This is a genomic window from Amycolatopsis thermophila (assembly GCF_030814215.1).
Taxonomy (GTDB): domain Bacteria; phylum Actinomycetota; class Actinomycetes; order Mycobacteriales; family Pseudonocardiaceae; genus Amycolatopsis_E; species Amycolatopsis_E thermophila.
Genome location: NZ_JAUSUT010000001.1, coordinates 6,553,959 through 6,579,409, shown reverse-complemented (window position 1 = coordinate 6,579,409; position 25,451 = coordinate 6,553,959). Strand labels below are relative to the sequence as shown.

Here is a 25,451-nt window from a genome sequence, read left to right as displayed (position 1 = left end):
CGTGGCCGGACCGCTCAACGGCGTGCGGATCCTCGACCTGACCTCGAACTTCATGGGGCCGTACGCGTCGCTCCTGCTGGCGGACATGGGCGCCGACGTCGCCAAAGTGGAGTCCCCGGAGGGGGACACCACCCGCGGCGTCGGACCGCGCCGCAATCCCGGGATGTCCGCGATCTTCCTGCACCTCAACCGGAACAAGCGCAGCCTGGTGCTGGACTTGAAGCAGCGCGCCGGACGGAGCGCTTTCATCCGCATGCTGCGGTCGGCGGACGTGTTGCTGCACAGCCTGCGGCCGGCGGCCATGAACCGCCTGGGCCTGTCCTACCCCGAGGTCCGGGAGATCAACCCGCGGCTGGTGTACTGCGGTTGCTTCGGATTCGGCCAGAACGGCCCGTACGCCGACAAGCCCGCCTACGACGACCTGATCCAGGCCGCCGTCGGCATGCCGGTGCTGCAGAGCCGCGGACGGGGCGAACCCGCGTACGTGGCCACCGCGATCGCGGACCGCGTGGTCGGGATGGCCGCCTCGTCAGCGATCGCGATGGCGTTGTACCACCGGGAACGGACCGGGCGCGGGCAGGAGGTGCAGGTCCCGATGTTCGAGACGTTCGCGCACTTCGCGATGGGCGACCACCTCTACGGGCACACGTTCGTGCCGCCGATCGGGGACTGGGGTTACGCGCGGATGATGAACCCCGACCGCAAGCCCTACCGGACGCTCGACGGCTACCTCGGCGTCAACATCTACACCGACCGGCACTGGCAGCGCTTCTTCACGGCGGTCGGCCGGCCGGACCTGGCCGCCGACCCCCGGTTCGCCGACATTCACGGCCGCACCGAGCAGATCGGTGAGCTGTACGCGTTCCTGGCGAAGGAGTTCGCCACCCGGACCACCGCCGAGTGGCTCGAACTGCTCGGCGAGGCCGACATCCCGGTAATCCGGATGCACACCCCGGAAACCCTCCTCACCGACCCGCACCTGACCGAGGTCGGGTTCTTCGCCGAGGAGGACCACCCCTCGGAGGGCAAGCTGCGCACCATCGGTATCCCTCAGCGCTGGAGCGAGAGCACCCCGGAGCTGAGGTACCCCGCGCCCCGGCTCGGCGAGCACACCGAGGAGCTGCTGCGGGAATTCGGCTTCGGGGACGACGAGATCGGCGAGCTGGTCGCCTCGGGCGCGGCCGGGAACGGAGTGCGCGATGACGCGTGAGCTGCCCCTGACGGGCATCGTGGTGGTGGAGCTGAGCGACAGCGCGTCCGCGCCGTTCGCCGGCAAGATCCTGGCCGAGCTCGGCGCCGAGGTGTGGAAGGTGGAGCGGCCCACCGGCGACTCCGCGCGGGGCTGGGGCCCGAGCCAGTGGAAGGGCGACGGGGCCGCGTTCCACGCGCTCAACCGCGGCCGCCGTTACCTCAGCCTTGACATCAAGGACCGCGAGCAGCTCACGACGCTGCACCGGCTGATCGCCGAGCGAGCCGACGTCTTCCTGCACAACCTGCGGCCGGGGACCGCGGCGCGCTACGGCCTGGACGCGGAAAGCCTGCGGGTGACCAAGCCGGAGCTGATCCACTGCGAGATCGGCGCGTTCGGCAAGGCGGGCCCGCTGCGCGAGCTGCCCGGGTACGACCCGCTGATGCAGGCGTTCTCCGGGATCATGGACGTCACCGGCGAGGAGGACGGCGAACCCGTCCGCGCCGGGGTGTCCATCGTGGACTTCGGGACCGGGATGTGGGCGGTGATCGGCGTGCTCGCCGCGTTGCACCGCAGGCACGTCAAGCACACCGGCGCGAACGTGGACGCCTCCCTGCTGGAGACGGCGATCGCGTGGATGTCCGTCGGCATCGCCGGCTACGAGGCCGACGGCAACCCTGGCGGGCGGCACGGCTCCGGGGTGGCGTTCATCGTGCCGCACCGGGCGTTCGCCACCGCCGACGGCGCGCTGGTCGTGAGCTGCGCCAACGACGCATTGTTCGCCCGGCTGTGCGCCGCGCTCGACCGGCCGGAGTGGGCCGGCGACCCCCGCTTCGCCACCAACGCCGCGCGGCTGGCGAACCGGGCCGAGATCGACCGGCTGATCGGGGAACGCCTCGCCACCGGCACCCGGGCGCAGTGGCGGCACCGCCTGGAGGCCGCGGGGATCCCGTGCGCCCCCGTCCAGACGACGGCGGAACTCGTCGCGCACGAGCAGACGCGCGAACTCGGCATCATCGGCGCCCCGGAACCGGGCGAGATCGGGGTCGTCGGTCTCCCGCTGTCCTTCGACGGCCTGCGGCCGCCGCCGCTGCACGCCGTCCGCGAAGTCGGCGCGGACAACGACCTGCTCGGCGCGGTCCTGCCGACGCGCGCCTGACCCCTCAGCAGAAAGAAGACGTGTCATGGTCGCCCTACTCCGCGAACCACTGGAGCGCGATCGAGTCCGCGCGGCCCGGCGAGGCACGGGCCGTGCAGGACGCGCGGCTGCGGGAGCAGATGGCGTACCTCGTCGAGCGAAGTGCTTTCTACCGGGCGAAGTTCGCCGAAGCCGGGGTGGACCCGGCGAAGGTCCGCACCGTCGAAGACCTGGCCGGCCTCCCGTTCACGGAGAAGCAGGAGCTGCGCGACAGCCTGGCGGCGTCCCCGCCGCTGGGATCGCACGTGGCCGCGGCCCCGGGGGAGATCGTGCAGATGCAGGCTTCCTCGGCACCAGGGCAGCCCGTCCTACGCCGGGCTGACCGCGAGTGACATCACGACCTGGTGTGAGCTGGGCGCGCGGGCCCTCTACGCGAACGGTTTCCGGCCCGGTGACCGACTGCTGCACGCGTTCGGGATGAGCAAGGGCTTCGTCGGCGGACTGCCCATGTTCCGGCGCCGGGCCGAACGGGTCGGCCAGCAGGGTGTTGCGGTGCCCGCTCGCGGCGATCTGCGCCGGGATGTCCGTCCGCACGTGATACCCCGCGGCGAGGAACGCCGGCACGACGATCGCCTGGTTGCCGCGCACCGAGTCGAGCACGGTGCGGCGAGCAGGTCGCCCCGGTCGAGGGGGCGCGGGGCGAACTCGTCTACACCGCTCTCCGGCGGCAGGCCTCGCCGTTGCTGCGGTTCCGGACCCGCGACCACGTCGTCGTGACCGGGACAGACTGCCCGTGCGGCCGGACCGGCTACAAGATCCGCTGCGTCGGCCGCACCGACGACATGCTCATCGTCCGCGATATCAACGTCTTCTCCTCCGCCATCAAGCAGCTGGTCGCCGAGCTGGTCCCGGCCGCGTCCGGGGAGATGCGCATCCGCGCCGACTTCGACGGCCACTCCACCCAGAAGCCGCTGCCGTTGGTCGTCGAATGCGCCGCCGGCTTCACGCCCGAACGGCAGACGGACCTGCGCGCCACGATCGAGCAGCGGGTCCGGTCCGCGCTCAACGTCAAGACGATCGTCACCCTCGTCCGGGAGGGCACCCTCAAGCGCCCTGATCACGTCAAGGTGAACCTCGTCGAGCGGGCCGCGCCCGCCTGACTTGTCGGCCGCCGGCCGACGAGGTTGAATCCGGGGAAGGAGGTGATCGGTGGGCACGTTCAACAGGGTGCACCTGATCCGGCAGGTCGACCTGCTCACGCTGCGGTTGTTCCTTTCCGCGGTCGAGGAGAAGCAGATCGGCCTGGCCGCGATCCGGGAGAACGTGTCGGCATCGACCGCCACCAAGCGGATCCACGACTTGGAGCACATCGCCGGGCTCGAGCTGCTGGAACGCACTCCGCGCGGGGTCATGCCGACGCCCGCCGGCACGGTGCTGGCCCGGCACGTCCGCAAGATCTTCGGCAGCCTCGAGGACATCCGCTCCGAGATCGCCGCGTTCACCGAAGGAATGCAGGGCGACCTGACCGTGGCGTCTGCGCAGTCGATCATCGCGCCGTTCCTCGCGCGAGAACTCGGTGAATTCGGCCGTCAGTATCCGAAGATTCGGTTGATCGTCCACGAGGTCGAAAACCTGGAGATCGTGCAGCAGGTCGCGCGCGGGGATGCGGATCTCGGCCTGTTCGCCGCTGCGCACGAACTCGACCTCACGGGCCTCGACGTCACGCCGTACCGCCGGGACCGGATCGTGGTGGCCCTGCCGCGCGACCACCGGCTCGCCGACCGGCTGAGCGTGACGTTCGAAGAACTGCTCCCGGAGAACGTCATCGCCGTGGGCCCGATGGTCGATGCGTTCCGCGCGGCCGCGCGCCGGCTGGGCCGCGAGTTCGAGCCCGGCCAGCGCGTGCGCACAGGCGTTGTCGCGCTCAGTCTCGTCCGAGCCGGGCTCGGGGTCACCGTGCAACCGGAAAGCCTGGTGGGCAAGGAATTCCTGGACGGAGTCGCGGTCATCGACCTGGCCGAACCCTGGGCGGAACGGAAGATCCACCTCGCCACGGCGGCGGGCAGGCGGCCGGGCCCGGCCTGCCGTGCGCTGGTGGAACAGTTGCTGGACCGTCCGGCCGACGATCCGAGCTGAGCTCCGCCGGGCCTTTCCGGTTCGGGAATTCCAACTTTTTAGTGGCCTGCCTAACCTTCTGGCATTCCCACGGTTCACGCAATGCTGCGGTGGTCGCATGCCGACCCCGGTGCGGTGCCGCGGGAGGTTTCCGGCCGCTATGGAGTTGTCGAGCTGGGCGAGATCCGGGTGAAGCTTGCCGCCGGCGGCATGTGCCACTTTGACGACCACTTCGCCGCCGGCGACCAGGCCGCCCCGATCCTGCCGCCGGCCGGCGGGCACGAGGGTGCCGGCGATCGTCGAGGCCCTCGGCCCCGGACCCGTGACTTCGCCGAGGGGACCACGTGGTGTCGTGGTGGCGCCCATGGTCACCGGGTAAAACCACGATGGGCAGTCTGTCGCCGTGAGCGGGCGCGAGGAGGCGTCGGCGTGCCCGGTGGCGGTGAGGGTGTCGCAGATGATCGGGGTGCCGACGAAACCGGTCGAGATGTGGTACCCGAACGCGCGGACCAGCGCCGTCCACGTGAGCGGCGTGCCCACGACCAGCCCCGCTCTCGCGTCCTGTGCGATCCGCGGAGATGTGCGTGAGCGCCGCCCGCTGGTTCCGCGGAGGCGGACGGCTCACCCCCGGCGAGGTCGCGGAGGAATACGGCCGCTGCGCGCCGGTTTCAGGAGCGCCGTCGACGTCCCTGGCGGTTCTTGCCGGAGTGCCAGACCACGCGGATCTCGGAGAGGAGTTCCAGCGGTTTGGCCGAGACGGTCTTGGGCAGCGAGCCCGCGAACCGGAGCGGGTCCTTGCGCAGGCGGCGCAACATGCGCTTCGGTTTGGTGGCCAGCCGCTGACGGAGATCGGCCAGGTACTCGCCGCGCACGTCCCGGCCGAACGTTTTGCCGCACGTGGTGCAGGTGACCTGGACCAGGAGACGGCCGGCGTAGACCACCTCGTGCACGGTGTCCGTGCCGCACCGGGAGCAGGTCAGTTCCGCGTGCCTGACGGTGTCCATGGTTGCCTCATCTCCGGTAGTTCGCCGAGGCCAGGACCTGTTCGGCGATCACCAGGTCGTGCGCGTAGGTGACCTTGATGTTCTCCTGCTCCCCGGCGACCCAGTGGATGGGCAGCGCGGAGAAGCGTTCCATCACCGACGAGGTGTCGGTGCCCTCGAACCGTTGCCGCGCGGCCTCTTCGTAGGCGTCGAGGAGTGGGCGGGCGTGGAACGCCTGGGGGGTCTGGGCCCGGATCGCGGTGCCGGACGGCAGGTTCTCGAGGCCGTCGTCCGCGATCGCCATGATGTCGTCGGCCGCGAGGCCGGGCACCGCGCCCCCGTGCCGCCGCGCGGCCTGCAGGACTCCGGCGATCAGCTCCGGGCTGGCCAGGGGGCGGGCGCCGTCGTGCAGGAGCACGGTGTCGATGGCGCCGCTGTCGATCCGCTCCGCGAGGTGGCGCAACGCCCGCAGCTCGGACTCCTGGCGGCTCCGGCCGCCGTGCACCACCTCGACCTCGGCGCCGTCGACCTCGCGTTCCAGCACCCAGTCGACGAGGTCGTGGTCCTGCGGCCGGGACACCAGGACCAGCACGCCGATCCCGGGGACCCGGGAGAAGGCACCGAGCGACCAGGACACCAGGCGCCGTCCGGCCAGCGGCAGGTAGACCTTGTTGACGTCGGCCCCGACCCGGGTGCCGGACCCGCTGGCCAGCACGACCGCGGCGGCGTGGGAGCGTTGCGCCATACCGCCGATCATAACGTCAGCATGTCCTGGATCGTGCTGAGCAGACGGGCGGCATCGGCGCCATCGCCGACCCGGTGGTCGATCGTGAGACCGACCGTGCACCGCAAGGACAACCCGATCCCGCCGGGTACCGGAACCACCTTCTCCTGCACCCGCCCCATCGCCAGTGCCGTCGCCTGCGGTGGACTGAGCAGCGCGTGGAAGGCGTCGACGCCGAACCCGCCGAGGTTCGACAACGTGGTGGTGCCGCCCGACATTTCGGCGAGGGTGAGCTTGCCGGCCCGTGCCCGCCGGACGACGTCCCGGACGCGCTCGGCGAGAACGTCGGCGTCGTCCAGATCCGGATCGCGCAGCACCGGAGCGAGCAGCCCGCGCTCGGTGTCCACGGCCAGCGCGACGCCGACGTGGTCGTGCCGTCGCACGTCGCCGTCGGCCCACTCGGCGTTGAGCCGGGGGTGCTCGCGGAGAGCCCGGGCGAGTGCGCGCACGAACACCGTGGTCCAGTTGCGGCCGGTCGCGGTCAGCTCGAGGTCGCGGTAGACGACGAACTGGGGCACCTGCGTGCTGGCCGACATCCGCCGGGCGATGACCGCGCGCGGGCCGCGGCGGGGCTTCACCTCCAGGGGCGGCAGGTCGGACAGGCGGATCGTGGCCGCCGGACCGGTGGGGGTGATCGTGGCGAGGTCGATCCCGCGTTCGGCCGCGGCCCGCCGGGCGGCAGGCACCGCGGGAACCCAGGAGGGCGGTCCGGCGGGCACGGCCACGGGTTCCGCGGCAGGCTCCGGCTCCGGCTCGGTCTCGGGGGTGGGGGTGTCGAAGAGGCCTTCCAGCAGATCGTCGGTCGCGGTGGCGAGGTAGGCGATCGGCTCGCCGACGGCGACGACGTCCTCGGGTTGGGCGACGATGCGGGCGAGGGTCCCGTCGGTGGTCGCCTCGACCTCCATGTCGACCTTGTCGGTGGTGACCTCGCACACGACCTCGCCGGCTCGCACCTCGTCCCCTTCGGCTTTGTGCCAGGTGACGAGCGTGCCCTCGGTCATGGTCATGGACATCTTCGGCATGACCAGCGGCGATTCCTTCATCACCACCTCCGCACCAGGTCCGTGGCTTCCCGCACGATGCTGTCGACCTGCGGCACCGCGGCTCGTTCCAGCTGGGGCGCGTAGGGGATCGGCACGTCGAGTCCGCAGAGCCGGGTGATCGGTGCGCGCAGGTGCCCGAACGCCGGGGACTCGCCGATCACCGCGGCGATCTCGGCCATGAACCCGGCGGTCCTGGGCGCCTCCTGCACCAGCAGCGCGCGCCCGGTGCGGATCACGTCGTCCACGATCGGCTTCGCGTCGAGCGGTTTGAGCGTGCGGGGATCGATGACGGAGGCGTCGATGCCCTGCCCGGACAAGGTTTCCGCCGCCTCCAGCGATCGGGGCACCATGACGCCGGTCGCCACGATGGTCAGGTCGGTGCCGGTCCGCCGCACCGCCGCTTCGCCGAGCCGGGCGGGTGTGGCCTCCTCGGGCACCGGCCCGCTCTGCTTGTAGAGCAGCTTGTGCTCCAGCACGATGACGGGGTTGGGGTCGTCGATGGCAGCCAGCAGCAGGGACTTCGCATCCGCCGGAGTGGCCGGCATGACCACCTTCAGTCCGGGCACGTGCGCGAACCACGCCTCCAGGCTCTGCGAATGCTGCGCCGCGGCGCCGGTGCCGGAACCGGTCGGCGCCCGCAGCACCATCGGCACGGTCGCCGCGCCGCCGAGCATGAAGTGGATCTTCGCGGCCTGGTTGACGATCTGGTCCATCGCCTGCGCGGTGAAGTCGGAGAACTGGATCTCCACGACCGGGCGCATCCCGGCGAGCGCGGCCCCCACCGCCGCGCCGACGATGCCCAGTTCGCTGATCGGGGTGTCCCGGATGCGCTCCTCGCCGAAGCGGTGCACGAGATCGCCGGTGACGCCGAACGCGCCCCCGTAGGTGCCGACGTCCTCACCGAGCAGGAACACCCGGTCGTCGGCCGTCATCGCCTGGGCGAGCGCCTCGCGCACCGCCTCGGCGTAGGTGAGGGTGCGGGTCTGTTCCGCCACTGCCGTCATCGCGCGTACACCGCCTCCGTGAGCGAGTCCGCCGAGGCGTCCGGAGCGGCGTTGGCGGCGCGGATCGCCGCCCGCACCCGCTCGCGTGCTTCGTCCCGGCAGGCCTGGATTTCCCGTTCCCCGAGGGTGTCCGCAACCCGCTGTTCGAAGCGGGCGATGGGGTCGCGTTCGCGCCACTGCTCGATCTCTTCGCGGGTGCGGTAGAGGTTCTTGTCGCTCTTGGAGTGGCCCTTCCAGCGGTAGGTGGTCGCCTCGATCAGCGTCGGGCCTTCGCCCGCCCGTGCCCGGGTGACCGCGTCGGCCACTACGTCGTGCACGGCCTGCGGGTCATTGCCGTCCACGGTCACCCCGGGGATGCCGTAGGCGGCGGCGCGCTCGGACAGTTGCTTGACGCGGAACGCGCGGCTGACCGACATGGACATGCCGTAGTGGTTGTTCTCGCACACGAACACCACCGGCAGGTCCCAGATCGCGGCGAGGTTGACGCCCTCGTGCCAGGCACCCTCGTTGACCGCGCCGTCGCCGAAGAAGCTCACGACGACCTCCGGCCCGCCGCGCATCTTCACCGCCAGGCCCGCGCCCGCGGCGATCGGCACGCCGCCGGCGACGATGCCGTTCGCGCCGAGGTTGCCGGTCGCCACGTCGGCGATGTGCATCGACCCGCCGCGGCCGCGGCAGTAGCCGGTCTCCTTCGCCAGCAGCTCGGCCATCATCTCGTCCAGGCGGGCACCCTTGGCGATGCAGTGCCCGTGACCGCGGTGGGTGGAGGTGATGTAGTCCCCTTCGGACAGTGCGAGGCAGGTACCGACCGGAACCGCCTCCTGCCCGATGGACAGGTGCATCGTGCCGTGCATGAGGCCCCGCGCGAACAGGTCGTCCACAGCTTCTTCGAAGCGCCGGATCGTCCACATCGTGACCAGTGTCTTCCGGGCCGCTCCCGCGTCCCCGATCAGATCCATCCTCATCTCCTTCAGGCCGCGACCAGGTCCCGCACGGGCTCGCCCTGCAGGAGCCGGTCCTGCAGCCGCCGCAGGGACGCGATCGTGGTGGTCTCGTCGATCGCGACGTCGGCCGAGGTCAGCACGGTGCCGGCGGGCACGTCGCGCAGCACGCGGGCGCCGCTGACCAGGCCGAGCGGCACGTGGCCGCCCTCCCGGGCCGCCTCGGCGGAATCGGTGATGCCGTAGACGGTCTCGCCACCGATGCCGTCGACCAGCTCGCCCGCCACCAGGTCCCGCTTCGCCACGGCCAGCACTTCCGCGTTCCACGCGACGGGGGCGAGGCTGGGGGTCCGGTCGAGCACCGCCTGCGCGACCGACAGCGGCGCCTCCACGCTGGCCAGGTGGTAGGGGCGGTAGAAGGTGTAGTACGGGCCCGGGCCCATGCCGAGGTAAGCCATCTCCTCGACGACCACCGGATCGTCGCAGTGCCCGATCACGAACACGCCCGGCGCGACCGGACCGGTGCAGTAGTCGACGACACCGGCCTCCGGCAGCTGCCCGCCGTCGGCCTCGGGGCGGAAGATCTTGCCCAGATCGTCCACAGTGGAGTACGGGCCGGTCATGCCGCGGCGGCTCACCCGCAGGTCGACACCGTTGGCGAGGGCGGCCATCTCGATCATGGTCTTCGAGCCGTCCACGAAGCTGGCGAGCATGTGCGGGTTCATGCCCTTCGCGGCGGCCTCGGCGGCGACCGAGTCCGGCGTGGCCGTCGGGTCGAGCGGGTTGTTCTTGCCCTTTCCGGCGCACACCACCGTGAAGCCGATGTCGCGCGCGTAGTCCACGAGGGCCTTGCACTCCACGGGTTCGTCGCCGCGGCAGACCGTGTAGACGCGGCCGAGACCGGCGGCCATCCGGGACAGCAGCAGGCCGACGGTGACGTCGCATTCCACGTTGAGCAGCGCGATGTCCTTGCCCGCCAGCAGGCCCGCGAACGCGACCCGGGCGCCGACCTCGGGCACGCCGCTCGCGTCGACGATCACGTCGACCGGCAGGTGGGTCAGGGCCAGCGCGTCGTCGACCACGACCGCCTGTCCCCGCTCCACCGCGCTCGCCAGGTCCCCGTCCGTCCGGACGTCACCGCGGCCGGCGCGCGCGAAGGCCCGCACCCCGCGGTCTGGGGCGATGTCGGCGATGGCGGCGACCTCCATGCCGTCGATCCGGGCGGCCTGCACGACGAAACCCAGCCCCATCTGGCCCGCGCCCACCAGCCCGATGCGGACCGGCCGGCCCAGTTCGCGTTCCCGGGCCCGCAGCCGATCGACGTAGCTCATCTCGACACCTTCCCCGTTTGCACAAATGTGCACGTCATATGCACTTCAGTGACATCTTGGTACCACGGCGCCGGGAATCAGCACAAGTCTTCGCAATATCTGCACATTCGTGCAGAACCGGAAACGGAAAAGGGGCCGGCTTCCAGGTGGAAGCCGGCCCCTTTTCCCGGAGAATCAGGCGGCCGCGCGTTGCCCCGCGGTCAGCCGGGACACCATCGTCAGCGCGTCGGCCGCTGCCTTGGCCACGGCCTTCGAGGGAGCCCGGTCGGCGAGGGCGCCGAGCGGGCCGGTCAGCTCCGGACGTTCCCGGAACCTGGCGAACACCGAGGCGCCCTCCATGGCCAGGGCCCTGGTCACCGTGTTCCGCCCCCGGTCGACCACGAGCAGGACCACCGCGCCGCGCAGTTTGCCCTTGGCCCGCCCGGTCACCAGCAGTACGCCGGCCCGGTTCTCCTCCGTCGCGACCTGGTTGACCACCCGGGCGTACCGCACGTGCTGCCGGTAGCTGAAGAAACCCGCCACCACGAACCCGGCCACCAGGAACGCGGCGGCCTGCCAGGTCACGTCGGACTCCCGCCGCTCAGCGACAGCGTCGCCCCGGCGGCCGGCAGCGACACCGTCCCCTTGCCGTGCACCGCGCCGGGCAGCAGGGTCGTGCCCTCGTCCGGGTTGAGGTACACCACGATGTGCCCGAGCGTCTGCAGGTTCTCGTGGGCGCGCTCACCGACCGCGGTCAGTTCGATCTCCGCGTCACCGAGCCGGAAGATGTCGCCGACGCGCACCTCTCGTTCCGGTTTCGCGGCGGGGGAGTGCACGACGCTGACGCTTTCCAGCGCGTCCGGGATCGGATCGGCGTAGAGGATCACCACGCCGCCGTCCACCATGTCCTGCGCCTCTTCGCCGGCTCGCAGGATCGTGCTCTCGTAGTACACAGTCATCGTCGACACCTCACAGTCCGAAGCTCGCGCCCCAGGCGATGATGACCGCCAGTGGCGCCGTGATCAAGCGGCTGATCAGCACCGCGGGGGTGCCGACCGCGACGGTCTCGGGTTTCGCCTCGCCCAGCGCGAGGCCGACCGGGATGAAGTCGCAGCCCACCTGGCCGTTGATCGCGAACAGCGTCGGCAGCGCGTACTGCACCGGCAGCGCGCCGATCGCGATCTGGCTGCCCATCAGCGTGCCGACCACCTGCGCGATCGCCGCCCCCGGTCCGAGGATGGGGGACAGGAACGGCAGCGACACCACGAGCGAGATCACGACCAGCCCGAGCGGGTTGCTCGCGATCGGGGACAGCACGTTCGCGATGCCGCGGGCGATGCCGGTGTAGTTCACGATGCCCAGCAGCAGGCTGACGTAGGCCATGAACGGCAGGATCGTGGTGAGGGTCAGCTCCACCGTCTGGCGACCGGAGGCCAGCATGGTGTTCACGAACGAGCCGACGGCCGACCCGAACTTGACGAACACCCCGGACACCGAATCGAACGCCCGCCCGAACCCGGTCGACTGCCCGCCGGTGACCGTCGCCGCGACATCGCGGGCCGACGGGCGTTCTTCCCGTGGCGGCACCTTCGGCGGCGTCCCACCGGCGGCCGGCGCGTCGCTGTCCGCCTCGGTGATCTCCTTGACGCCGACGGCCGAGACGAACAGCTCCTCGGTGATGAACTTCGCCAGCGGACCACCCGGCGCGCCCGGGTAGACGTCCACAGTGGGCAGTCCCTTGCGCGGGTAGACCCCGATCCGGGCCGTGCCGCCGCAGTTGATCACCGCGGCGACCACTTCGTCGTCGGGCACGGACGTGCGGAACCCGTCGACGGCCTCCGCGCCGATCAGCTCGGCGATCCGGGCCGCCACCGGGTGGATGCCGCCGCCCGTCACGGACAGGACCTTGTCGCGTTTGCCGTCGGTCCGCAGCAGCAGGCCCTTGCCCCAGCCGCCTTCACCGGCGCGGACGAACACCGCGCGGGAGGTGTGGGTTTCGGTCATTTCGCACCCCCCTTGGCCGCCTCGAACTGCCGGTCGAAGTCCGCGAACACCTCGGTCCGCCCCGTCCGCTTGATCATGAACGCGGTGATCCGCTCGGTCACCACGCCCCGGATGAAGATCACCACGATGCCGACCAGGAAGTACCGCAACGCCAGCGGCACGGTCGACTGTCCCAGTTGGGCCACCCCGTTGGCCACGCCCAGCCACACGAACAGCTCGCCGGCGTTGGCGTAGGGGAAGAACGTGGTCACCGGGTGCACGAACGACACCGCCGAGTCGTAGAACGCGGGCTTGTGCCGTTCCGGCAGGAACCGGCCGAACGAGTAGGCCATCGGGTTGGTCAGCATCAGCACGGCCAGGATCGGCATGATCGTGTAGCGGGTGATCCACCACCGCGCCGACCAGCGGACCGCCCTGGTGACGCGCTGCTCACCGATGAACGTCGTGATCGCGTACATCGCGGTCAGCAGGACGATCAGAGTGGGCAGGATTCCGGTCACCAGGCTCACGAACTGCTTGCCGGAGGCGTTGAACAACCCGATGAAGTGGCTGCCGAGCCACTCGAGGACACCGAGGGGACCGGAACTGGACCCGGTGTCCGCCTGCTGCGCCATTACAGCAAGCTCCTCCATAATTTCCTCCTTGTCGGCCCCCTGAGCAAACGCGTGCGCACATTTGTGCAGTTCTTCTTCACGTTTGACAGTGATGTGTGTAACATGCCGGTCCAGCGGCTCACAACCCCCAATGCGAAGGAGCGACATGCCTGAGATCACAGTCCGGATCGCCTCGCCGGTCGGTCTGCACGCCCGTCCCGCGAGCCAGTTCGTCAAGGCCGCGGCCCGGCACGGCGGACCGGTCTCGATCGCCCGCCCCGGTGCGGACCCGGTCGACGCGCGCAGCATGCTTTCGGTGCTGGGCCTGGCGATCGGGCACGGCGAGGAGGTCGTGATCAGCGCCGAGGGCGACAACGCCGAGGCGACACTCGCCGAGCTGTCCCGGCTGGTGTCCACTGCGGACGCCTGATGCCGCCGCCCCGCGAACAGCAGCTGCTGGTCAAGGCCGCGCGGCTGTACTACGAGGAAGGCCGCTCCCAGCACCAGATCGCCGAGACACTCGGCGTGAGCCGCTCCAGCGTGTCCCGGATGCTGACCGCGGCCAGGGAACGCGGCATCGTGCAGATCCGCATCAACGACCCCGCCGGACGAGACCTGGACACCGAGGGCGAGCTCGCCGCCCGGTTCGGGTTGCGCGACTGCCGGGTCGCGGAAAACGCCGCGGGGGAGCGCCCGCTGCCGCGCGTCGGTGAGCTGGGCGCCCGCTGGCTGCTGGAGAACCTGCACTCCGGGCAGCGGGTCGGGGTGTCGTGGGGGCGCAGCCTGCAGGCGGTCGTGCAGCAGGTGCCCGAGGAGAGCGTGCTCGACGTCGAGGTGCTGCCGCTGGTGGGCGGCCTGTCGTCGGTCGAATCCGCGATCACCGGCGAGGAACTGGTCCGCGACCTGGCCGCGCGCCTCGGCGGTCGCTTCCAGCTCCTGCACGCGCCCGCGCTGTTGACTTCCAAGGCGGGACGGGACATCCTGCTCGCCGAACCGTCCATCCGGGACGCGCTGGACCGGGCGCGCAAGGTGCACGTCGCGGTCGTCGGCATCGGCAGCGTGGGTGTGGGGTCCTCAGCGGCCCTGCTGGAGGCCATGGAGCTGACGCCGGAGGAACGTGACGAGTTCGAAGGCCACCACCCGGTGGGCGACTTCTGCGCCCGGTTCTTCGACGCCGACGGGCATCCGGTGCCCGGACCGGTGGACGACCGGGTGATCAGCACGTCGTTCGCCGACCTGGCCGGCATCCCCACGGTTGCGGGTGTCGCGGCCGGGACGGAGAAGGCGCGCGGCACGCTGGGTGCGTTGCGCACCGGTGTGCTCGATGTGCTGATCTGCGACCAGTCGCTGGCCGGTGCACTGCTCGACTGAAAGGTGTTGTGCATGCTGGAAACGAGGCTGTCCGGGGTCGCGGTGAGCCCGGGGCGTGCGAGTGGTCCCGCGGTGCGGGTCACCGAATCGCTGGGCGAACCTCCGCGCACCCCGGCGCCCGCCGATCCCGCGGCCGAGGCGGCCCGGATCGCGCCCGCCGCGGCGGCTGTCGCGCAGCGGCTCGAGAAGCTCGCCGCCGCGGCGAACGGCGAACCGGCGGACATCCTGTTCACGACGGCGGCGATGGCGAACGATCCCGGACTGGTCGCTGAGGCCGAACGGCTGGTCACCGTGGAAGGCGTGCCCGCGCCGCGTGCGGTGTACGAAGCCGCGGACGGGTTCGCCCGGTCGCTGGCCGCCGCCGGTGGATACCTCGCCGAGCGGGTGCGCGACATCCAGGACGTGCGGGACCGCATCGTCGCCGAACTGCTCGGCGTCGAGCCACCGGGCGTGCCGGAGGTGTCCTCGCCGAGCGTGCTCGTCGCCCGCGATCTCGCCCCGGCCGACACGGCGGGGCTCGACCCCGACAAGGTTCTCGCGCTGGTGACCGAACAGGGCGGGCCGACCAGCCACACCGCGATCCTCGCGCGGGCCCTGGGGATCCCCGCGGTCGTGGCGGTGCGCGGCGTGCTGGAACTCGACGCCGAGGCACTCCTCGTCGACGGGGACAGCGGGATCGTCGAGCCCGCCGATCCCCGCGCGCCGGTGCTGGTCGCGGGTCGGCCGGCGTCGGCGGACTGGAACGGTGTCGGTGCCACCGCGGACGGGCACCGCGTCAAGATCCTCGGCAACGTCGGCTCCGTCGCGGACGCCCGCGCGGCCGCGGCGGCCGGGGCCGAAGGTGTGGGGTTGTTCCGCACCGAGTTCTGCTACCTGGACGCACCCGCCGAGCCCTCCGTTGCCGAGCAACGGGCTGCCTACACCGCGGTGCTGACGCCGTTCGCTGGCAAGCCCGTGGTGGTCCGGACGCTCGACGCCGGGGCGGACAAACCGCTCGCGTTCCTCGTCCCGGAGCCCGAACCGAACCCGGCCCTGGGGGTGCGCGGACTGCGTGTCGCCTTCGAACGGCCGGACGTGCTGGACCGCCAGCTGGAAGCGATCGCCGCCGCGGCGGCCGATTCGGGTGCCGAGGTGTCGGTGATGGCGCCGATGGTGGCGACCCCGCAGGAGGCGGACTGGTTCACGCGGCGGGCCCGGGCCGCGGGGATCGCGCGGGCCGGGGTGATGATCGAGGTTCCCGCCGCGGCCCTGGCCGCCGGGGAGATCCTGGAGGTGGCCGACTTCGTCTCGGTCGGCACCAACGACCTCGCGCAGTACACCTTTGCCGCCGACCGGCAGCTCGGTGCGGTGGCGAGCCTCAACGACCCGTGGCAGCCGGCTCTGCTCCGGCTGATCCAGCTGATCGGCGACGCCGCCCGGGCAGCTGGCAAGCCGGCCGGGGTCTGCGGGGAAGCGGCCGCGGACCCGCGGCTGGCGCGCGTCCTGGTCGGCCTCGGGATGACCAGCCTGTCGATGAACCCGGCGGCGATCCAGACGGTCGGAGCCTCCCTGGCGACAGCCACGACGTCCGACTGCGAGGAGGAGGCCAGGCGGGCACTGGCGGCGGGCTGAACGTCCAGCGTCCGGTGGCTGGGTACCACCTGGGTCCCGGGTTCGGTCGTCATCCCGGTACTGCTGGGGACGCTGGCACGGTGAACCGTTGGTGGCTCGGTGGTTTGTGCAGTTACGCGCCGGACACCCCGCCGGGCAGGTGCCGCGGGTCGGCGAGCTCGCCCGGTTAACGCCGGTTCGTGATCGACACCAGCACGCTCGCCGCTGGAATCACCACCGAAACGAGGAGTGATACCGATGCCGGGCACTGTCATGTGACCCGGCGTCGGCGACGGTGGTGGTGCTGCTCGCGCTCTGCCGGTTGTCGGGCCGGGTTGGGGCCGCGGTCGTCCTCGTCACGCTGCTGGGCCTGGTCGGGTTGACCGCGAACCCGGTGCTCGTCGGTCTGGCTGTGCGGTTTGGTGGTTCCGCGCCCACTCTCGCCTCCGCGCCGAGCACGTCGGCGTTCGACTTCGGGAACGCGGTGGGGACGCGCGGACGGACGCAGGGACGCCCGCGTGTCGGTGTGCGTCTCGTCCGACGACTGGAACGGCCGTACCTGCAGGCCGACGGCACAGCCGAGGTTCTGGACCTGCCCGTCGCGCTCGACAGGCTGGTCGAGTACTTCCGCGTCATCTCGGGGGAGCACCCGGGCCGGGACAACTACCGCGAGGCCAGGGCGCGGCGAATTTGTCCACCGCGTCCTGGTACTGCTCCTGCAACAGCTTCGCGGCGGACTCGCTGGACATGGGACCGAGGTTGCGGAACCACCTGGGGCATTCGGCAGCTGCTCGAGCGGGACCGCGCACATCACCGCCTCGACCACCACGAACATCGGTCATCACCGGCCTGACACCGAGGTGACCAACGTTGACTAGTCTTGGTTGGTCAAGTAGCGTGGGTGGCGTGGAGCGGACGGTGAAGGTGCAGGAGGCCAAGACGCGGCTGTCCGCGATCCTGGCTGACGTCGAGCGGGGCGAGGAAGTCGTCATCGCGCGGGGGGACGTCCCGGTGGCCCGGCTGGTGCCGATTCAGGAGCCGCCGGACAGGGAATTGGGTTTCGTGCCGTACCGCGTTCCGGACTCGTTCTTCGAGCCGCTTCCCGACGATGAGCTCGCGGCGTGGGAGGCGTGACGCGCCGACGATTGATGCTCGACACGCACGTGCTGCTGTGGGCGTTGACCGAACCCGACCGGCTTTCCGACCCGGTCCGCACCGCAGTCGCCGATCGGCGGACGGAGTTGTTCGTCTCCGCGGCCTCGGCTTGGGAAATCGCGACCAAGCAGCGCCTGGGCAAGCTGCCCCAGGCCGAGGTCCTGGTGCGCGCCTACCGGCAGCACCTTGAGCGGCTGGCGGTGGAGAGCGTTCCCGTGACCGACGAGCACAGCCTCCTCGCGGGGTCCATGGAATGGCAGCACCGGGACCCGTTCGACCGGATGATCGCCGCGCAGTGCATGGTGGAATCACTGCCACTGGCCACCGCCGACGAGGCCTTCCAAACCCTGTCAGGAGTTCAGGTTCTGTCGTGACCTGGATCGCCGGCGCCACGGGTGGCCCAGTGCATGCTCATCAGCCGCTGCCGATCATGGTCAGATCGGTCACGTACCGGACAGCGGCCAGTCGCGCGGTCTTCAGCAGCATCTCGAGCAGTTGCAGGCGCAGGGTGTCGCGGGAGACGATGCCGGCCTCGATGTCCGCAGTCAGCCGCCGGTACCGCCCTCTGCTGAGATTGGGTTGCACGATCACCACTTCGGTCCGCCCCTGCGCCCCGGCAGCTTCGAGCTTCTCCAGAAAGCCCGCCCCTTTGTCGTGAACCCGATCGCCGTCGATCCAGCTCGCCGGATCGGCAAGTGAAGGGCGGCTGAGGCGACCGATCAGCCGGCGCCGATCCAGGTACATCAGGTTCTTCAGCGCCTGGCTCACCACGACCTCGTAGTCGGTCACCGTCACGCCCCGGCGAGGGGAGCCGTTCGTCCGCGTCGAGATGGAAGAAGTCGGCCGCTTCGCCTGAACTGTCGTCACAGATCAGCCATCCTTCGCAACAGTAGTCGACGATCCAGGCAAACAGGGAATCGTCGCCGTTCTCGTGGATCGCATCGTGGATGGCTTGTGCCCCTTCGACGCTAACGGGCTTCTCCCCGGTGAACCGGTAGCCGTCGAAGTCCTTCGACAACCAGCCGGAAAACCGCATCGGGCTGAAGTTCTGCTTCCAGACCTTCCCGGCTGAGTACTTGTGTCCCGAGCCGAAGTGGACTTCGAGCATGTCCCCGGTGTTCAGTGCGTCGAGAACCTGCTGCGCGGCAGGCGAGACCGCAGTCTCAAAGGTGAGGTGTCAACCAAACCTTGAGCAAACCCATGCAGCCGACGGGGTGGGTACAACTTGGGCCTGTCCTGGCAACCTTTCAGGGGTGTGATTCAGGCTTGGGGGATGCTCGGCCGGCATGAACTCACCGACACCGCTTCGGCCCACATCGAACCACTGCTGCCCGCGACCGGCCGCCGGGGTGGCCGGTGGCGGAATCACCGGCAGGTGAGTTCGGCAGCAAGATGAGTTGGTGGGTATGAAGGCCTGGGCATTCGAACGCCGATTCCCCCGTGAGAGCACATGGGGGGAGTTGGCGGCAAGTCGCGGGCGCCACCTCACCCCCGAAGTGAAGGGGTGTCCCCAGCAGCCCGGACCGCTGGTCAGGAAGGCCGGTCTGCTGACGCCCCACGGCGGATGTGCGTGCGCTACCGCTCGGGCGGTGCCGGTCGGCCCTTCGCGTGTGTGCGGTGCTCATCGCGGCCGGGGCCGCTTTCGAGGCCGGACAGCGGCCGGCCGTAGTTGGAGAACGCGTCACCGGTGAGCTCCTCACCGGCCAGGACATCCTCTGCGTCCTCGGCGCTGTCTGCGTCTGGCACTCCGTAATGCGCGAGGACCCGCTCGCGGAGCTTGAGTCCCTGCTCCCGGTTGGCGTTCTGCGCGTCGGCCATCATCGTGGTCCGCTGCGCCAGAATCCGGCGGACCTCCCGTCGCTGCCGGAACGGCTTGCCGATCGCCATGAGCACCACCCCGGCCGCGGCGTAGCAGAGGATCTGCAGCAGGCCGAAGGCGTAGGGCTGGCCCACCCCGTACAGCGTCCGCTTGATCATCTCGGTCATGCCGTAGCCGACGACGTAGTGCTGCAGATCGCCGAAGAACGACGGGAGCATCCAGGTCGGGTAGGCGGCGCCGCTGGAGGGGATGGACAGGAAGACGAACAGCAGGATCGCCGGCAGGGTGATGAACCGGCCGGCGAAGTAGCTCAGCCCGTTGACGGTCAGCCCGATCGCGATGATCCAGCCGATCGCGATACCGGTCAGCTGCCAGAAGTGGCCGTGGAATGCGCCGATCGCCGGACCGGCCAGCAGGTTGGACACGAGGGACAGGACCACCGCGCCGCCCACGATGATCGCGACCCGGGTGCGGTGCAGCAGCGGGGCGCCCATCATCCCGATGAACATCGAGACCATGTAGCCGCCGATGCACCATGCGAGCATCAGGTACATCGTCGTCATGCCGAAGGAGTCCCACGGCGGCAGCGGGGCGAGGTCCTGCACGGTCAGCTGTTTGCCCTGCGCGGCGAAGACCGGCGTGAACAGGCTCTGGGCGATCGTCGCCGTCTGGTATTGGTGGGCACTGGCCACGTACAGCGTCGGGTGCGCACCCGTAGTGTCGACCAGGGCGCCGATGACCGACCCGTCGCGGACTTCGGCCTGTGCTGCGGCGGCGTCGGCGACGGTGCGGTAGTCGACGGCGGTCCCGGTCGCCTGCTGGAGGGCGGCCACCGCCGGGGCCGGGGCGGCCACCGCGGCCGGGGCCTGGTGGATCTTCGGCGCGTGGAAGGCGGCGATGTAACAGAAGCAGAACAGGACGATGAAGGCCACCGGCAGCCATAGCTGCAACCCGACCAGCTGCACCGGTGGCGGCAGCCGGCCGTAGACCCGGCGGTACGCGCCGGTCAGCCGCCGGAGGCCGGTCCGGTCCGTTTCGTCGTCGTCCATCGGCTCTCCCGGGGGCCGCGCCCGACACGATCCGCCCCCGGGGTTCGGGGGGAGCAGCCCGCCCGCTGCAACTACCACCAGGCCGCCGGCCGCCCGCCGAGTTTACCCCACAAGCGCGACGGAGAACTCGGGTCAGTGCGCCGTGGGCGAGCAGCGGTAGCGTCGCCGCACTCCCGTCGTCGTTGTCAGCAGGCCGACCGACACGACCAGGGAACCGGTACACCCAGGTGCACTTGGCCGTGAGGTTGGTGACGGCGTGTCGGTGCGGTGGTGATCGCGAAGTCAGTCACCCTAGCCGGAGGCCTCTGTGGGACACGCTGACGCTCGTTTGACCGTTCATGCTCGTCTGCTGCTGGTCACGCGGGTCGCTGGCCGGGTTGGCCAACCGATCCAGCCGCCGCAGCACACTTCCGCCGCACCACGGCCGAGACCGGGCGGCGGGTCATCGAAACGAGGCTGGGGTTGCGCTGCGGCCCCGCGCGGATCACCCGAGAGACGGGTGTCCCGGTGCGCACGGTGTCACGCATCCTGGCCCGGCATGGGCCGCCCCGGCTGGCCGAGTGTGATCCGGTGACCGGGCAGCGTATCCGCGCCACCCGCCGTACCGGCCGCTACGAGCACCCCGCACCCGGGGACCCGGTGCATCTGGACGTGAAAAGGATCGGCAAAAACCCACCCGGCGGGGGCTGGCGCGCCCATGGCCGCGGCACCTGCCCCCCGCTCGGCACGCGGCCCGGGCTATGACTACGTCCACGCCGCCGTGGATGACCAATCCGGCTCGCCTACGCCGAAATCCACGCCGACGAACGCGGCTCCACCTGCGCCGGGTCCTGCTACGCGTCGCGGCCTGGTTCGCCACCCACGCTTCAACCGCACCCTGCAAACCGAGTGGGCCTACATGATGGCCAGGTACATCTAGGCGCTGGGCGAGCCGCCGTGGAAGGCCGCTACCAGCTCGTCGATAGCCGGCTCGAGAGCGACGTGCTGCCTGCTTCGCTCGCGCGCCCACGCGATGGCCAGCTCGCCGGCCTCCCAGCTGTCTTCGTCGATCGGGATCAGCGTGAACTCCGGCGGCGAGAACACCCGGCCGAGGAAAGAAGTCGGCGCGTAGCTGATCATCACGGCCAGGTGGCGCGAACGGACCTGCGCGGCCACCTCGATCTCGCTGCCCCTTCCGGTCGGGCTGGCTTGGACGAGCTTGGTGATCCCGCGGGCGGTGAGCCGGCGGGTCACGTTGGCCAGGATGAACGGGTTGGCGCCGGCGAAGTCGACGGCGACCTCCCGGTCGCGCAGGTCGTCGAGGACGATGAGGTCCTTTTCGGCCAGCGGGTCGTCGCTGCGCACCGCGATGCCGCTGCGGTACTTGGCGATGACGCGGTAGTCGATGCGTTCGTCGGTGGGCGGCAGGTGGATCAAGCCCAGGTCGAGGTGCCCCGCGACGAGGTGGGCGGCCACCTCGGCCGCGGAACCGGGGATGCTGAAGACGGTGGGAGTCGAAGTCAGGCTCGCCACGGCGTCTTCGAACGCGTTGACCAGGTCCGACGGGGCGTAAGCGGTGGCGCCGACGCGCAGCGGTGCGACCTGCTTGATGACGGTGTCGGCGGTGACCTTCAGTTCGGCTACCTGCTCGAGGATCCTCCGGACCGGTTCGACCAATGCTTCGCCGAGGGGTGTCAGGCGGACCTCGTGGTAATCGCGTTCGAACAGCGCGCCGCCGAGCTCCCGTTCGAGCAGCTTGATCTGCTTGCTCAGCGGCGGTGGCGTGATGTGCAGCCGCTCGGCGGCGCGCTTGAAGTGCAGTTCGTCCGCGACCGCCAGGAAGTACTTCAGGCGGGTGAAGTCAATCTCCATCTGGCCGTCCCACGTGTCCTCGGTGACTCGCTGTCACCGATCATAGGCCGGTTCAGCGCGGGTCGGCCGTGACGCTGCCCGGCGCCGGCTCGACCCGCGTGCTGCTGGCTTCGAGCACTCCCCGCCGCACCAAATCGTCGACGTGGGTGGTGTCGAGGTCCAGCAGTTCCCGGGCGATCTCGTAGGTCTGCTCACCGAGCAGGGGCGCGGGGCGCAGTGGCGGATCGGTGATTCCGTCGGCATGGATCTGCACGTTTTCCAGCACATAGGGCTCCGCGCTGAGCGGGTGGGGCTCGTCGCGGAAGGACCGGCGTGCGCGGTAGTAGTCCCACTCAGGCAGGTCGATTCCACGCAGCATCGCGCCGGCCGGGACGCCGGCGGCCTGCAGGGCAGCCATCGCATCGGCAGGAGAGTGCAGCGCGGTCCACGCCGCGACCGCTTCGTCGACGCGATCACGTTGGCCGTCCCGACCGGCGGCGTCGGCGAGCGACCGGTCGGCCAATAGGTCGGGCCGGTCGATCACCGAACACAGTGCGGTCCAGTCCGCGTTGTCACGGATGGTTACCGCCACCCATTCGTCGTCGCCCGCGGCGGGGAACAGGCCCCATGGCGCGTCGTGCTCGGGCCCGTCCGCGCGTGCACCGGCGGCGATCCTCGTGGCGAAGTGGCTGAGCATCACCTCGGACTGAGCGATGCTGACCGAGCCACCGCGTCCGGTCCGCCGGCGCCGTACGAGCAGGGCGAGCGCGGCGTAGGCACCGATCCGGGCGCAGACGTGGTCCGGGTAGACGGTGACCGCATCACTGAAGCTACCCGGTTCGCCCGGGTAGACCCACTGGTCGGTGCACCCGGCGGCGGCCCGGACGAGCGGGCCGTAGCCGAGGCGCTTGGCCCAGGGGCCGGTCGGGCCGAACGCCGAGCTGTCGACGACGACGATGCCGGGGTTGACGTCCTGGAGCGAGGCGTAGTCGAGGCCGAGAGAGGTGATCACTCCCGGCTTGAAGTTCGTCAGGACGATGTCGGCGGATCGGGCGAGCTCGCGCAGGAGCCGGTGGCCTTCGGGATCGCGCAGGTTGATCCCGATGCTGAGCTTGTTGCGGTGCCCGGCGGCGAAGCCGGGCGCCATCCCGGTCGCCCCTTGCGCGGCGCGGGCGCCGTCCGGAAAGGCGGAGTTCTCGACCTTGATGACATCGGCGCCGAGGTCGCCGAAGAGGCGGCCGGTGTCGCCGCCGACCACGATGACCCCGAGGTCGAGGATCCGCAGTCCCGAGAGCGGAAGGCCGCTGGGGCGACCGCTGGTGCGCTCCACCGTGCGGCTCGGTGCAGGGGCGGCGGGGACGTCGTCGACCCACGCACGGGCGCCGTCGATCTCGACGACACCGGCTGGGACCGGGCCGGTGACGCCCGGAGCGAGTTCGACGTCGCGCAGGAACGCCCGTGCCTTGATCTGTTCGGTCTGCAGCGCTTCGTCCAGCGTCAGGACGGCGGCGGTGGGAACGCCGTGTTCCTGGCCCTGCTGTTCGAGCTCGGCACGGGTCTTGTCGGCGAAGAACCCGGCGATCGCGGGCAGCAGCGTCGGTGAGCCGAACCTGACCATGAGGTTGTCGTACTTCGCGTCGGCGAATTCCTCGGGCCGGCCCATCCATGCGAACATGCCGCGCCACTGCCGCTTGGCCAGCACGCAGATGCGGACGAACCCGTCTTTGCACGGGATGATGGGGTACTTGTACCGCTCGTCGGCCCGGCCGCGGGGCGCCTGACTGGGCGGGACGCCGGCCGCGGCGCTGCCGGCCATGCCGTAGGCGGGGTCGAGCGTCTGCATCGCCCCGTCGAGGACGGAGAAGTCGATCCGGTTTCCGGCTCCGGTGCGCAGCCGGTCGAGGTAGAGGCTCAGCAGCTGGAACACGGCCTGAGCCGACGCGACGTCGTAAGGCAGCTCGGCAGGCGGGATGAGCGGCGGCCGGCCGGGCAGACCGGAGCGCGACAGTTCGCTGGTCAGTGCGTGGAAAACCGGTGAGGTGGCCTGCCAGGTGCTGAACGCGTTGCCACGGCCGAAGTCGCTGACCGACAGGATCACCAGCGATGGGTGCGCCCGGCGAATCGCCTCGACGTCAAGTCTGCTTTCTGCCGCACTTCCCGGCGCCGTGTTCTCGATGAGCAGGTCGGCGTCCGCGAGCAGGTCCTGCCAGGTCTGCGAGTCCGGAGTGAGCGCCGACTCCGTGGCGCCGCGGGCGGCGAGCACGCTGCCGAGCGCAACACCGTCGACGACGGGTCCGGAGCCGGCGTCGCTGGTCACGCCGCTCAGACGCACTCGGTGCACGGAGGCCCCGAGGTCCAGGAGGTGCCGGCCGACGGCCTGCATGGGACCGGACACGAGATCGACCACCTGGACACCGAGCAGCGGCGGGTCGTAGCTGGGGGTGTTGTCGGTCAAGACCAACCTCCTTGTCGGCGGACGAAATGCGGACACCCGGGTCCATGAGGACATCTGGATGGTCGGGAAGAGCTGTCCCGCAATCGATGTTGGCGCGGCATCTGTGTTGCTGTACATCACAGATCACGACACCGGTGCGTTTCCCAACGGCTCACGTGGTCGTGAGCGGGCTGATCGTTTACGCCCTGCTCGAATGGTGCGACCGTGGATGGCAGAGCACGCGAAAGCACAACGAAGTGAGGAAGCGATGACCGATCCCGCGACGGCGACCGTCGTGCCGACCGCCGGCGGCGACGCCGTCCGGGTCGAGCTGCACGGGCACGTCCTGCTCGTGACGATCAACCGCCCGGACGCCCGCAACGCCGTCAACACGCAGGTCACCCTCGGGATCGGCGAAGCACTGGACTACGCGGAAGACCAGACCGACGTGTGGGTCGTGATCGTCACCGGCGCGGGCGAGAAGGCTTTCTGCGCCGGGCAGGACCTCAAGCAAGCCGCGGCCGGCGTTCACCTCGACGATCCCCGCGTCGAACGGTGGGGCTTCGCTGGGTTCGTGCGGCACGCGATCTCCAAGCCGGTCATCGCCGCCGTCAACGGTTTCGCCCTCGGCGGTGGCACGGAGATCGTGCTGGCCAGCGATCTCGCGGTCGCCGTGGACACCGCGTCCTTCGGCCTTCCCGAGGTGAAGCGCGGCATCTACGCCGGCGCCGGCGGGGCGTTCCGCCTGGGCCGGCAGATCCCGGTCAAGATCGCGATGGAAGCGATCCTGACCGGCGAGCCGATCTCCGCGCAACGAGCCTCGGAGCTGGGCTTGGTCAACCGGGTGGTGCCGGCCGGAGAGCTGCTGGACGCGGCCTTCGAGCTGGCCGGCCGGGTCATGGCCAACGCCCCGGTGGCGGTGCAGGCGAGCAAGCGCATCGCCCGCGGCATCACCAACGGTGCCGTCGTGGCCGAGCAGCCGGACTGGGAGCGCTCGCAAGTCGAAGGCAAGAACGTCATCACCAGCGCCGACGCCCAGGAGGGCATGCGGGCATTCGCCGAAAAGCGCGTGCCGCGGTGGCAGGGAAAGTAGAGGGAC

26 protein-coding genes and 3 pseudogenes are annotated in these 25,451 nt (G+C 70.5%); 13 read left to right on the top strand and 16 right to left on the bottom strand.

All coding sequences use genetic code 11. The features are described from left to right. Nucleotide 1 precedes the first annotated feature (1 nt). Genes FB470_RS32270 through FB470_RS32260 form a run of 3 tightly spaced genes read left to right on the top strand, consistent with a single transcriptional unit; the run spans nucleotide 2 to nucleotide 2,719 of the window. Nucleotides 2-1,210, top strand: coding sequence for a CaiB/BaiF CoA transferase family protein (locus tag FB470_RS32270; protein ID WP_306997698.1), 1,209 nt, complete (start codon nucleotides 2-4; stop codon nucleotides 1,208-1,210). After that, nucleotides 1,200-2,348, top strand: a complete 1,149-nt coding sequence (locus tag FB470_RS32265; RefSeq protein ID WP_306997696.1) for a CaiB/BaiF CoA transferase family protein — start codon at nucleotides 1,200-1,202, stop codon at nucleotides 2,346-2,348. The genes FB470_RS32270 and FB470_RS32265 overlap by 11 nt, the downstream gene beginning before the upstream one ends. A 20-nt stretch (nucleotides 2,349-2,368) precedes the next feature. Next, nucleotides 2,369-2,719 carry a phenylacetate--CoA ligase family protein gene (locus tag FB470_RS32260; RefSeq protein WP_306999630.1) on the top strand — a complete coding sequence of 117 codons (351 nt, stop codon included), beginning with the start codon at nucleotides 2,369-2,371 and terminating at the stop codon, nucleotides 2,717-2,719. 130 nt (nucleotides 2,720-2,849) lie between these two features. Here the strand turns inward: FB470_RS32260 and FB470_RS35885 are convergent. After that, nucleotides 2,850-2,975, bottom strand: a pseudogene (locus FB470_RS35885) (CbiX/SirB N-terminal domain-containing protein); the annotation flags it as partial. Nucleotides 2,976-3,100: 125 nt separating this feature from the next. Here FB470_RS35885 and FB470_RS32255 point away from each other — a divergent pair. Then, the gene (locus tag FB470_RS32255; RefSeq protein WP_306997694.1) at nucleotides 3,101-3,487 is read left to right on the top strand and encodes a phenylacetate--CoA ligase family protein; all 387 of its coding nucleotides are present in this window, start codon (nucleotides 3,101-3,103) and stop codon (nucleotides 3,485-3,487) included. 49 nt (nucleotides 3,488-3,536) lie between these two features. Further along, on the top strand, nucleotides 3,537-4,463 hold the full coding sequence (locus FB470_RS32250; RefSeq protein ID WP_306997692.1) for a LysR family transcriptional regulator: 927 nt from the start codon (nucleotides 3,537-3,539) through the stop codon (nucleotides 4,461-4,463). Between the two features lie 387 nt (nucleotides 4,464-4,850). Here the strand turns inward: FB470_RS32250 and FB470_RS32245 are convergent. The 11 genes and pseudogenes from FB470_RS32245 to srlA all read right to left on the bottom strand — a co-directional run. Next, a pseudogene (locus FB470_RS32245) lies at nucleotides 4,851-4,982 on the bottom strand (alpha-L-rhamnosidase-related protein); the annotation flags it as partial. Nucleotides 4,983-5,110: 128 nt separating this feature from the next. Then, nucleotides 5,111-5,446 (bottom strand): hypothetical protein, encoded by a 336-nt coding sequence (locus FB470_RS32240; RefSeq protein WP_306997689.1) that lies wholly within the window; start codon nucleotides 5,444-5,446, stop codon nucleotides 5,111-5,113. Between the two features lie 7 nt (nucleotides 5,447-5,453). After that, nucleotides 5,454-6,182: an IspD/TarI family cytidylyltransferase gene (locus tag FB470_RS32235; RefSeq protein ID WP_306997687.1), complete on the bottom strand. Its 729-nt coding sequence runs from the start codon at nucleotides 6,180-6,182 to the stop codon at nucleotides 5,454-5,456. Continuing rightward, complete coding sequence (locus FB470_RS32230) at nucleotides 6,179-7,252, bottom strand: dihydrolipoamide acetyltransferase family protein (RefSeq protein WP_306997685.1); 1,074 nt, start codon at nucleotides 7,250-7,252, stop codon at nucleotides 6,179-6,181. Before FB470_RS32230 ends, FB470_RS32235 begins: the two co-directional genes overlap by 4 nt. Further along, entirely contained in the window at nucleotides 7,252-8,256 is a 1,005-nt protein-coding gene (locus FB470_RS32225) for an alpha-ketoacid dehydrogenase subunit beta (RefSeq protein WP_306997683.1), read from the bottom strand. Before FB470_RS32225 ends, FB470_RS32230 begins: the two co-directional genes overlap by 1 nt. Beyond that, complete coding sequence (locus FB470_RS32220) at nucleotides 8,253-9,215, bottom strand: thiamine pyrophosphate-dependent dehydrogenase E1 component subunit alpha (protein ID WP_306997681.1); 963 nt, start codon at nucleotides 9,213-9,215, stop codon at nucleotides 8,253-8,255. Before FB470_RS32220 ends, FB470_RS32225 begins: the two co-directional genes overlap by 4 nt. An 11-nt stretch (nucleotides 9,216-9,226) precedes the next feature. Continuing rightward, entirely contained in the window at nucleotides 9,227-10,528 is a 1,302-nt protein-coding gene (locus FB470_RS32215) for an NAD(P)H-dependent oxidoreductase (protein ID WP_306997679.1), read from the bottom strand. Between the two features lie 174 nt (nucleotides 10,529-10,702). Continuing rightward, nucleotides 10,703-11,092 carry a transcriptional regulator GutM gene (locus FB470_RS32210; protein WP_306997678.1) on the bottom strand — a complete coding sequence of 130 codons (390 nt, stop codon included), beginning with the start codon at nucleotides 11,090-11,092 and terminating at the stop codon, nucleotides 10,703-10,705. Then, nucleotides 11,089-11,466 (bottom strand): PTS glucitol/sorbitol transporter subunit IIA, encoded by a 378-nt coding sequence (locus tag FB470_RS32205; RefSeq protein WP_306997677.1) that lies wholly within the window; start codon nucleotides 11,464-11,466, stop codon nucleotides 11,089-11,091. Before FB470_RS32205 ends, FB470_RS32210 begins: the two co-directional genes overlap by 4 nt. A 10-nt stretch (nucleotides 11,467-11,476) precedes the next feature. Beyond that, complete coding sequence (gene srlE / locus FB470_RS32200; RefSeq protein ID WP_306997675.1) at nucleotides 11,477-12,511, bottom strand: PTS glucitol/sorbitol transporter subunit IIB; 1,035 nt, start codon at nucleotides 12,509-12,511, stop codon at nucleotides 11,477-11,479. Then, nucleotides 12,508-13,143: a PTS glucitol/sorbitol transporter subunit IIC gene (gene srlA, locus FB470_RS32195; protein ID WP_306997673.1), complete on the bottom strand. Its 636-nt coding sequence runs from the start codon at nucleotides 13,141-13,143 to the stop codon at nucleotides 12,508-12,510. The genes srlE and srlA overlap by 4 nt, the downstream gene beginning before the upstream one ends. Nucleotides 13,144-13,270: 127 nt before the next feature. Here srlA and FB470_RS32190 point away from each other — a divergent pair, with 127 nt between their 5' ends. The 6 genes from FB470_RS32190 to FB470_RS32165 all read left to right on the top strand — a co-directional run bounded on the left by FB470_RS32190 (nucleotide 13,271) and on the right by FB470_RS32165 (nucleotide 17,594). Then, a complete protein-coding gene (locus FB470_RS32190; RefSeq protein WP_306997671.1) occupies nucleotides 13,271-13,534 on the top strand; it encodes an HPr family phosphocarrier protein in 264 nt (87 codons plus the stop codon). Continuing rightward, complete coding sequence (locus FB470_RS32185; protein WP_306997670.1) at nucleotides 13,534-14,475, top strand: sugar-binding transcriptional regulator; 942 nt, start codon at nucleotides 13,534-13,536, stop codon at nucleotides 14,473-14,475. The genes FB470_RS32190 and FB470_RS32185 overlap by 1 nt, the downstream gene beginning before the upstream one ends. Nucleotides 14,476-14,487: 12 nt before the next feature. Beyond that, on the top strand, nucleotides 14,488-16,086 hold the full coding sequence (ptsP, locus tag FB470_RS32180) for a phosphoenolpyruvate--protein phosphotransferase (protein WP_306997668.1): 1,599 nt from the start codon (nucleotides 14,488-14,490) through the stop codon (nucleotides 16,084-16,086). 274 nt (nucleotides 16,087-16,360) lie between these two features. After that, complete coding sequence (locus tag FB470_RS32175; protein WP_306997666.1) at nucleotides 16,361-16,918, top strand: hypothetical protein; 558 nt, start codon at nucleotides 16,361-16,363, stop codon at nucleotides 16,916-16,918. A 53-nt stretch (nucleotides 16,919-16,971) separates the two neighbouring features. Further along, the gene (locus tag FB470_RS32170) at nucleotides 16,972-17,199 is read left to right on the top strand and encodes a type II toxin-antitoxin system Phd/YefM family antitoxin (RefSeq protein WP_306997663.1); all 228 of its coding nucleotides are present in this window, start codon (nucleotides 16,972-16,974) and stop codon (nucleotides 17,197-17,199) included. After that, a complete protein-coding gene (locus FB470_RS32165) occupies nucleotides 17,196-17,594 on the top strand; it encodes a type II toxin-antitoxin system VapC family toxin (protein ID WP_306997661.1) in 399 nt (132 codons plus the stop codon). Before FB470_RS32170 ends, FB470_RS32165 begins: the two co-directional genes overlap by 4 nt. 40 nt (nucleotides 17,595-17,634) lie before the next feature. Here the strand turns inward: FB470_RS32165 and FB470_RS32160 are convergent, their stop codons facing one another. Together FB470_RS32160 and FB470_RS32155 are read right to left on the bottom strand one after the other, a co-directional pair. Beyond that, the gene (locus FB470_RS32160) at nucleotides 17,635-18,009 is read right to left on the bottom strand and encodes a hypothetical protein (RefSeq protein ID WP_306997660.1); all 375 of its coding nucleotides are present in this window, start codon (nucleotides 18,007-18,009) and stop codon (nucleotides 17,635-17,637) included. 786 nt (nucleotides 18,010-18,795) lie between these two features. Then, nucleotides 18,796-20,088 carry an ABC-2 transporter permease gene (locus FB470_RS32155; RefSeq protein ID WP_306997659.1) on the bottom strand — a complete coding sequence of 431 codons (1,293 nt, stop codon included), beginning with the start codon at nucleotides 20,086-20,088 and terminating at the stop codon, nucleotides 18,796-18,798. 307 nt (nucleotides 20,089-20,395) lie between these two features. Between FB470_RS32155 and FB470_RS32150 the strand changes: the two are divergent. Beyond that, a pseudogene (locus FB470_RS32150) lies at nucleotides 20,396-20,960 on the top strand (transposase family protein); the annotation flags it as partial. A 43-nt stretch (nucleotides 20,961-21,003) separates the two neighbouring features. On the opposite strand, the gene FB470_RS32145 reads toward FB470_RS32150, so the two are convergent. Together FB470_RS32145 and FB470_RS32140 are read right to left on the bottom strand one after the other, a co-directional pair. Further along, entirely contained in the window at nucleotides 21,004-21,939 is a 936-nt protein-coding gene (locus FB470_RS32145; protein WP_306997657.1) for a LysR family transcriptional regulator, read from the bottom strand. A gap of 52 nt (nucleotides 21,940-21,991) precedes the next feature. After that, nucleotides 21,992-24,373, bottom strand: a complete 2,382-nt coding sequence (locus tag FB470_RS32140; RefSeq protein WP_306997655.1) for a CaiB/BaiF CoA-transferase family protein — start codon at nucleotides 24,371-24,373, stop codon at nucleotides 21,992-21,994. 247 nt (nucleotides 24,374-24,620) lie between these two features. Between FB470_RS32140 and FB470_RS32135 the strand changes: the two genes are divergently transcribed. After that, complete coding sequence (locus tag FB470_RS32135; RefSeq protein WP_306997653.1) at nucleotides 24,621-25,445, top strand: crotonase/enoyl-CoA hydratase family protein; 825 nt, start codon at nucleotides 24,621-24,623, stop codon at nucleotides 25,443-25,445. Nucleotides 25,446-25,451 lie beyond the last annotated feature (6 nt).

Bases quoted from the DNA above. Each gene is read 5' to 3' on its own strand.
- FB470_RS32265 (WP_306997696.1), top strand. From the start codon at position 1,200: ATGACGCGTGAGCTGCCCCTGACGGGCATCGTGGTGGTGGAGCTGAGC.
- FB470_RS32240 (WP_306997689.1), bottom strand. From the start codon at position 5,446: ATGGACACCGTCAGGCACGCGGAACTGACCTGCTCCCGGTGCGGCACG.
- FB470_RS32235 (WP_306997687.1), bottom strand. From the start codon at position 6,182: ATGATCGGCGGTATGGCGCAACGCTCCCACGCCGCCGCGGTCGTGCTG.
- FB470_RS32230 (WP_306997685.1), bottom strand. From the start codon at position 7,252: ATGAAGGAATCGCCGCTGGTCATGCCGAAGATGTCCATGACCATGACC.
- FB470_RS32225 (WP_306997683.1), bottom strand. From the start codon at position 8,256: ATGACGGCAGTGGCGGAACAGACCCGCACCCTCACCTACGCCGAGGCG.
- FB470_RS32220 (WP_306997681.1), bottom strand. From the start codon at position 9,215: ATGGATCTGATCGGGGACGCGGGAGCGGCCCGGAAGACACTGGTCACG.
- FB470_RS32215 (WP_306997679.1), bottom strand. From the start codon at position 10,528: ATGAGCTACGTCGATCGGCTGCGGGCCCGGGAACGCGAACTGGGCCGG.
- FB470_RS32205 (WP_306997677.1), bottom strand. From the start codon at position 11,466: ATGACTGTGTACTACGAGAGCACGATCCTGCGAGCCGGCGAAGAGGCG.
- srlE (WP_306997675.1), bottom strand. From the start codon at position 12,511: ATGACCGAAACCCACACCTCCCGCGCGGTGTTCGTCCGCGCCGGTGAA.
- srlA (WP_306997673.1), bottom strand. From the start codon at position 13,143: ATGGAGGAGCTTGCTGTAATGGCGCAGCAGGCGGACACCGGGTCCAGT.
- FB470_RS32190 (WP_306997671.1), top strand. From the start codon at position 13,271: ATGCCTGAGATCACAGTCCGGATCGCCTCGCCGGTCGGTCTGCACGCC.
- FB470_RS32185 (WP_306997670.1), top strand. From the start codon at position 13,534: ATGCCGCCGCCCCGCGAACAGCAGCTGCTGGTCAAGGCCGCGCGGCTG.
- ptsP (WP_306997668.1), top strand. From the start codon at position 14,488: ATGCTGGAAACGAGGCTGTCCGGGGTCGCGGTGAGCCCGGGGCGTGCG.
- FB470_RS32155 (WP_306997659.1), bottom strand. From the start codon at position 20,088: ATGGACGACGACGAAACGGACCGGACCGGCCTCCGGCGGCTGACCGGC.
- FB470_RS32145 (WP_306997657.1), bottom strand. From the start codon at position 21,939: ATGGAGATTGACTTCACCCGCCTGAAGTACTTCCTGGCGGTCGCGGAC.
- FB470_RS32135 (WP_306997653.1), top strand. From the start codon at position 24,621: ATGACCGATCCCGCGACGGCGACCGTCGTGCCGACCGCCGGCGGCGAC.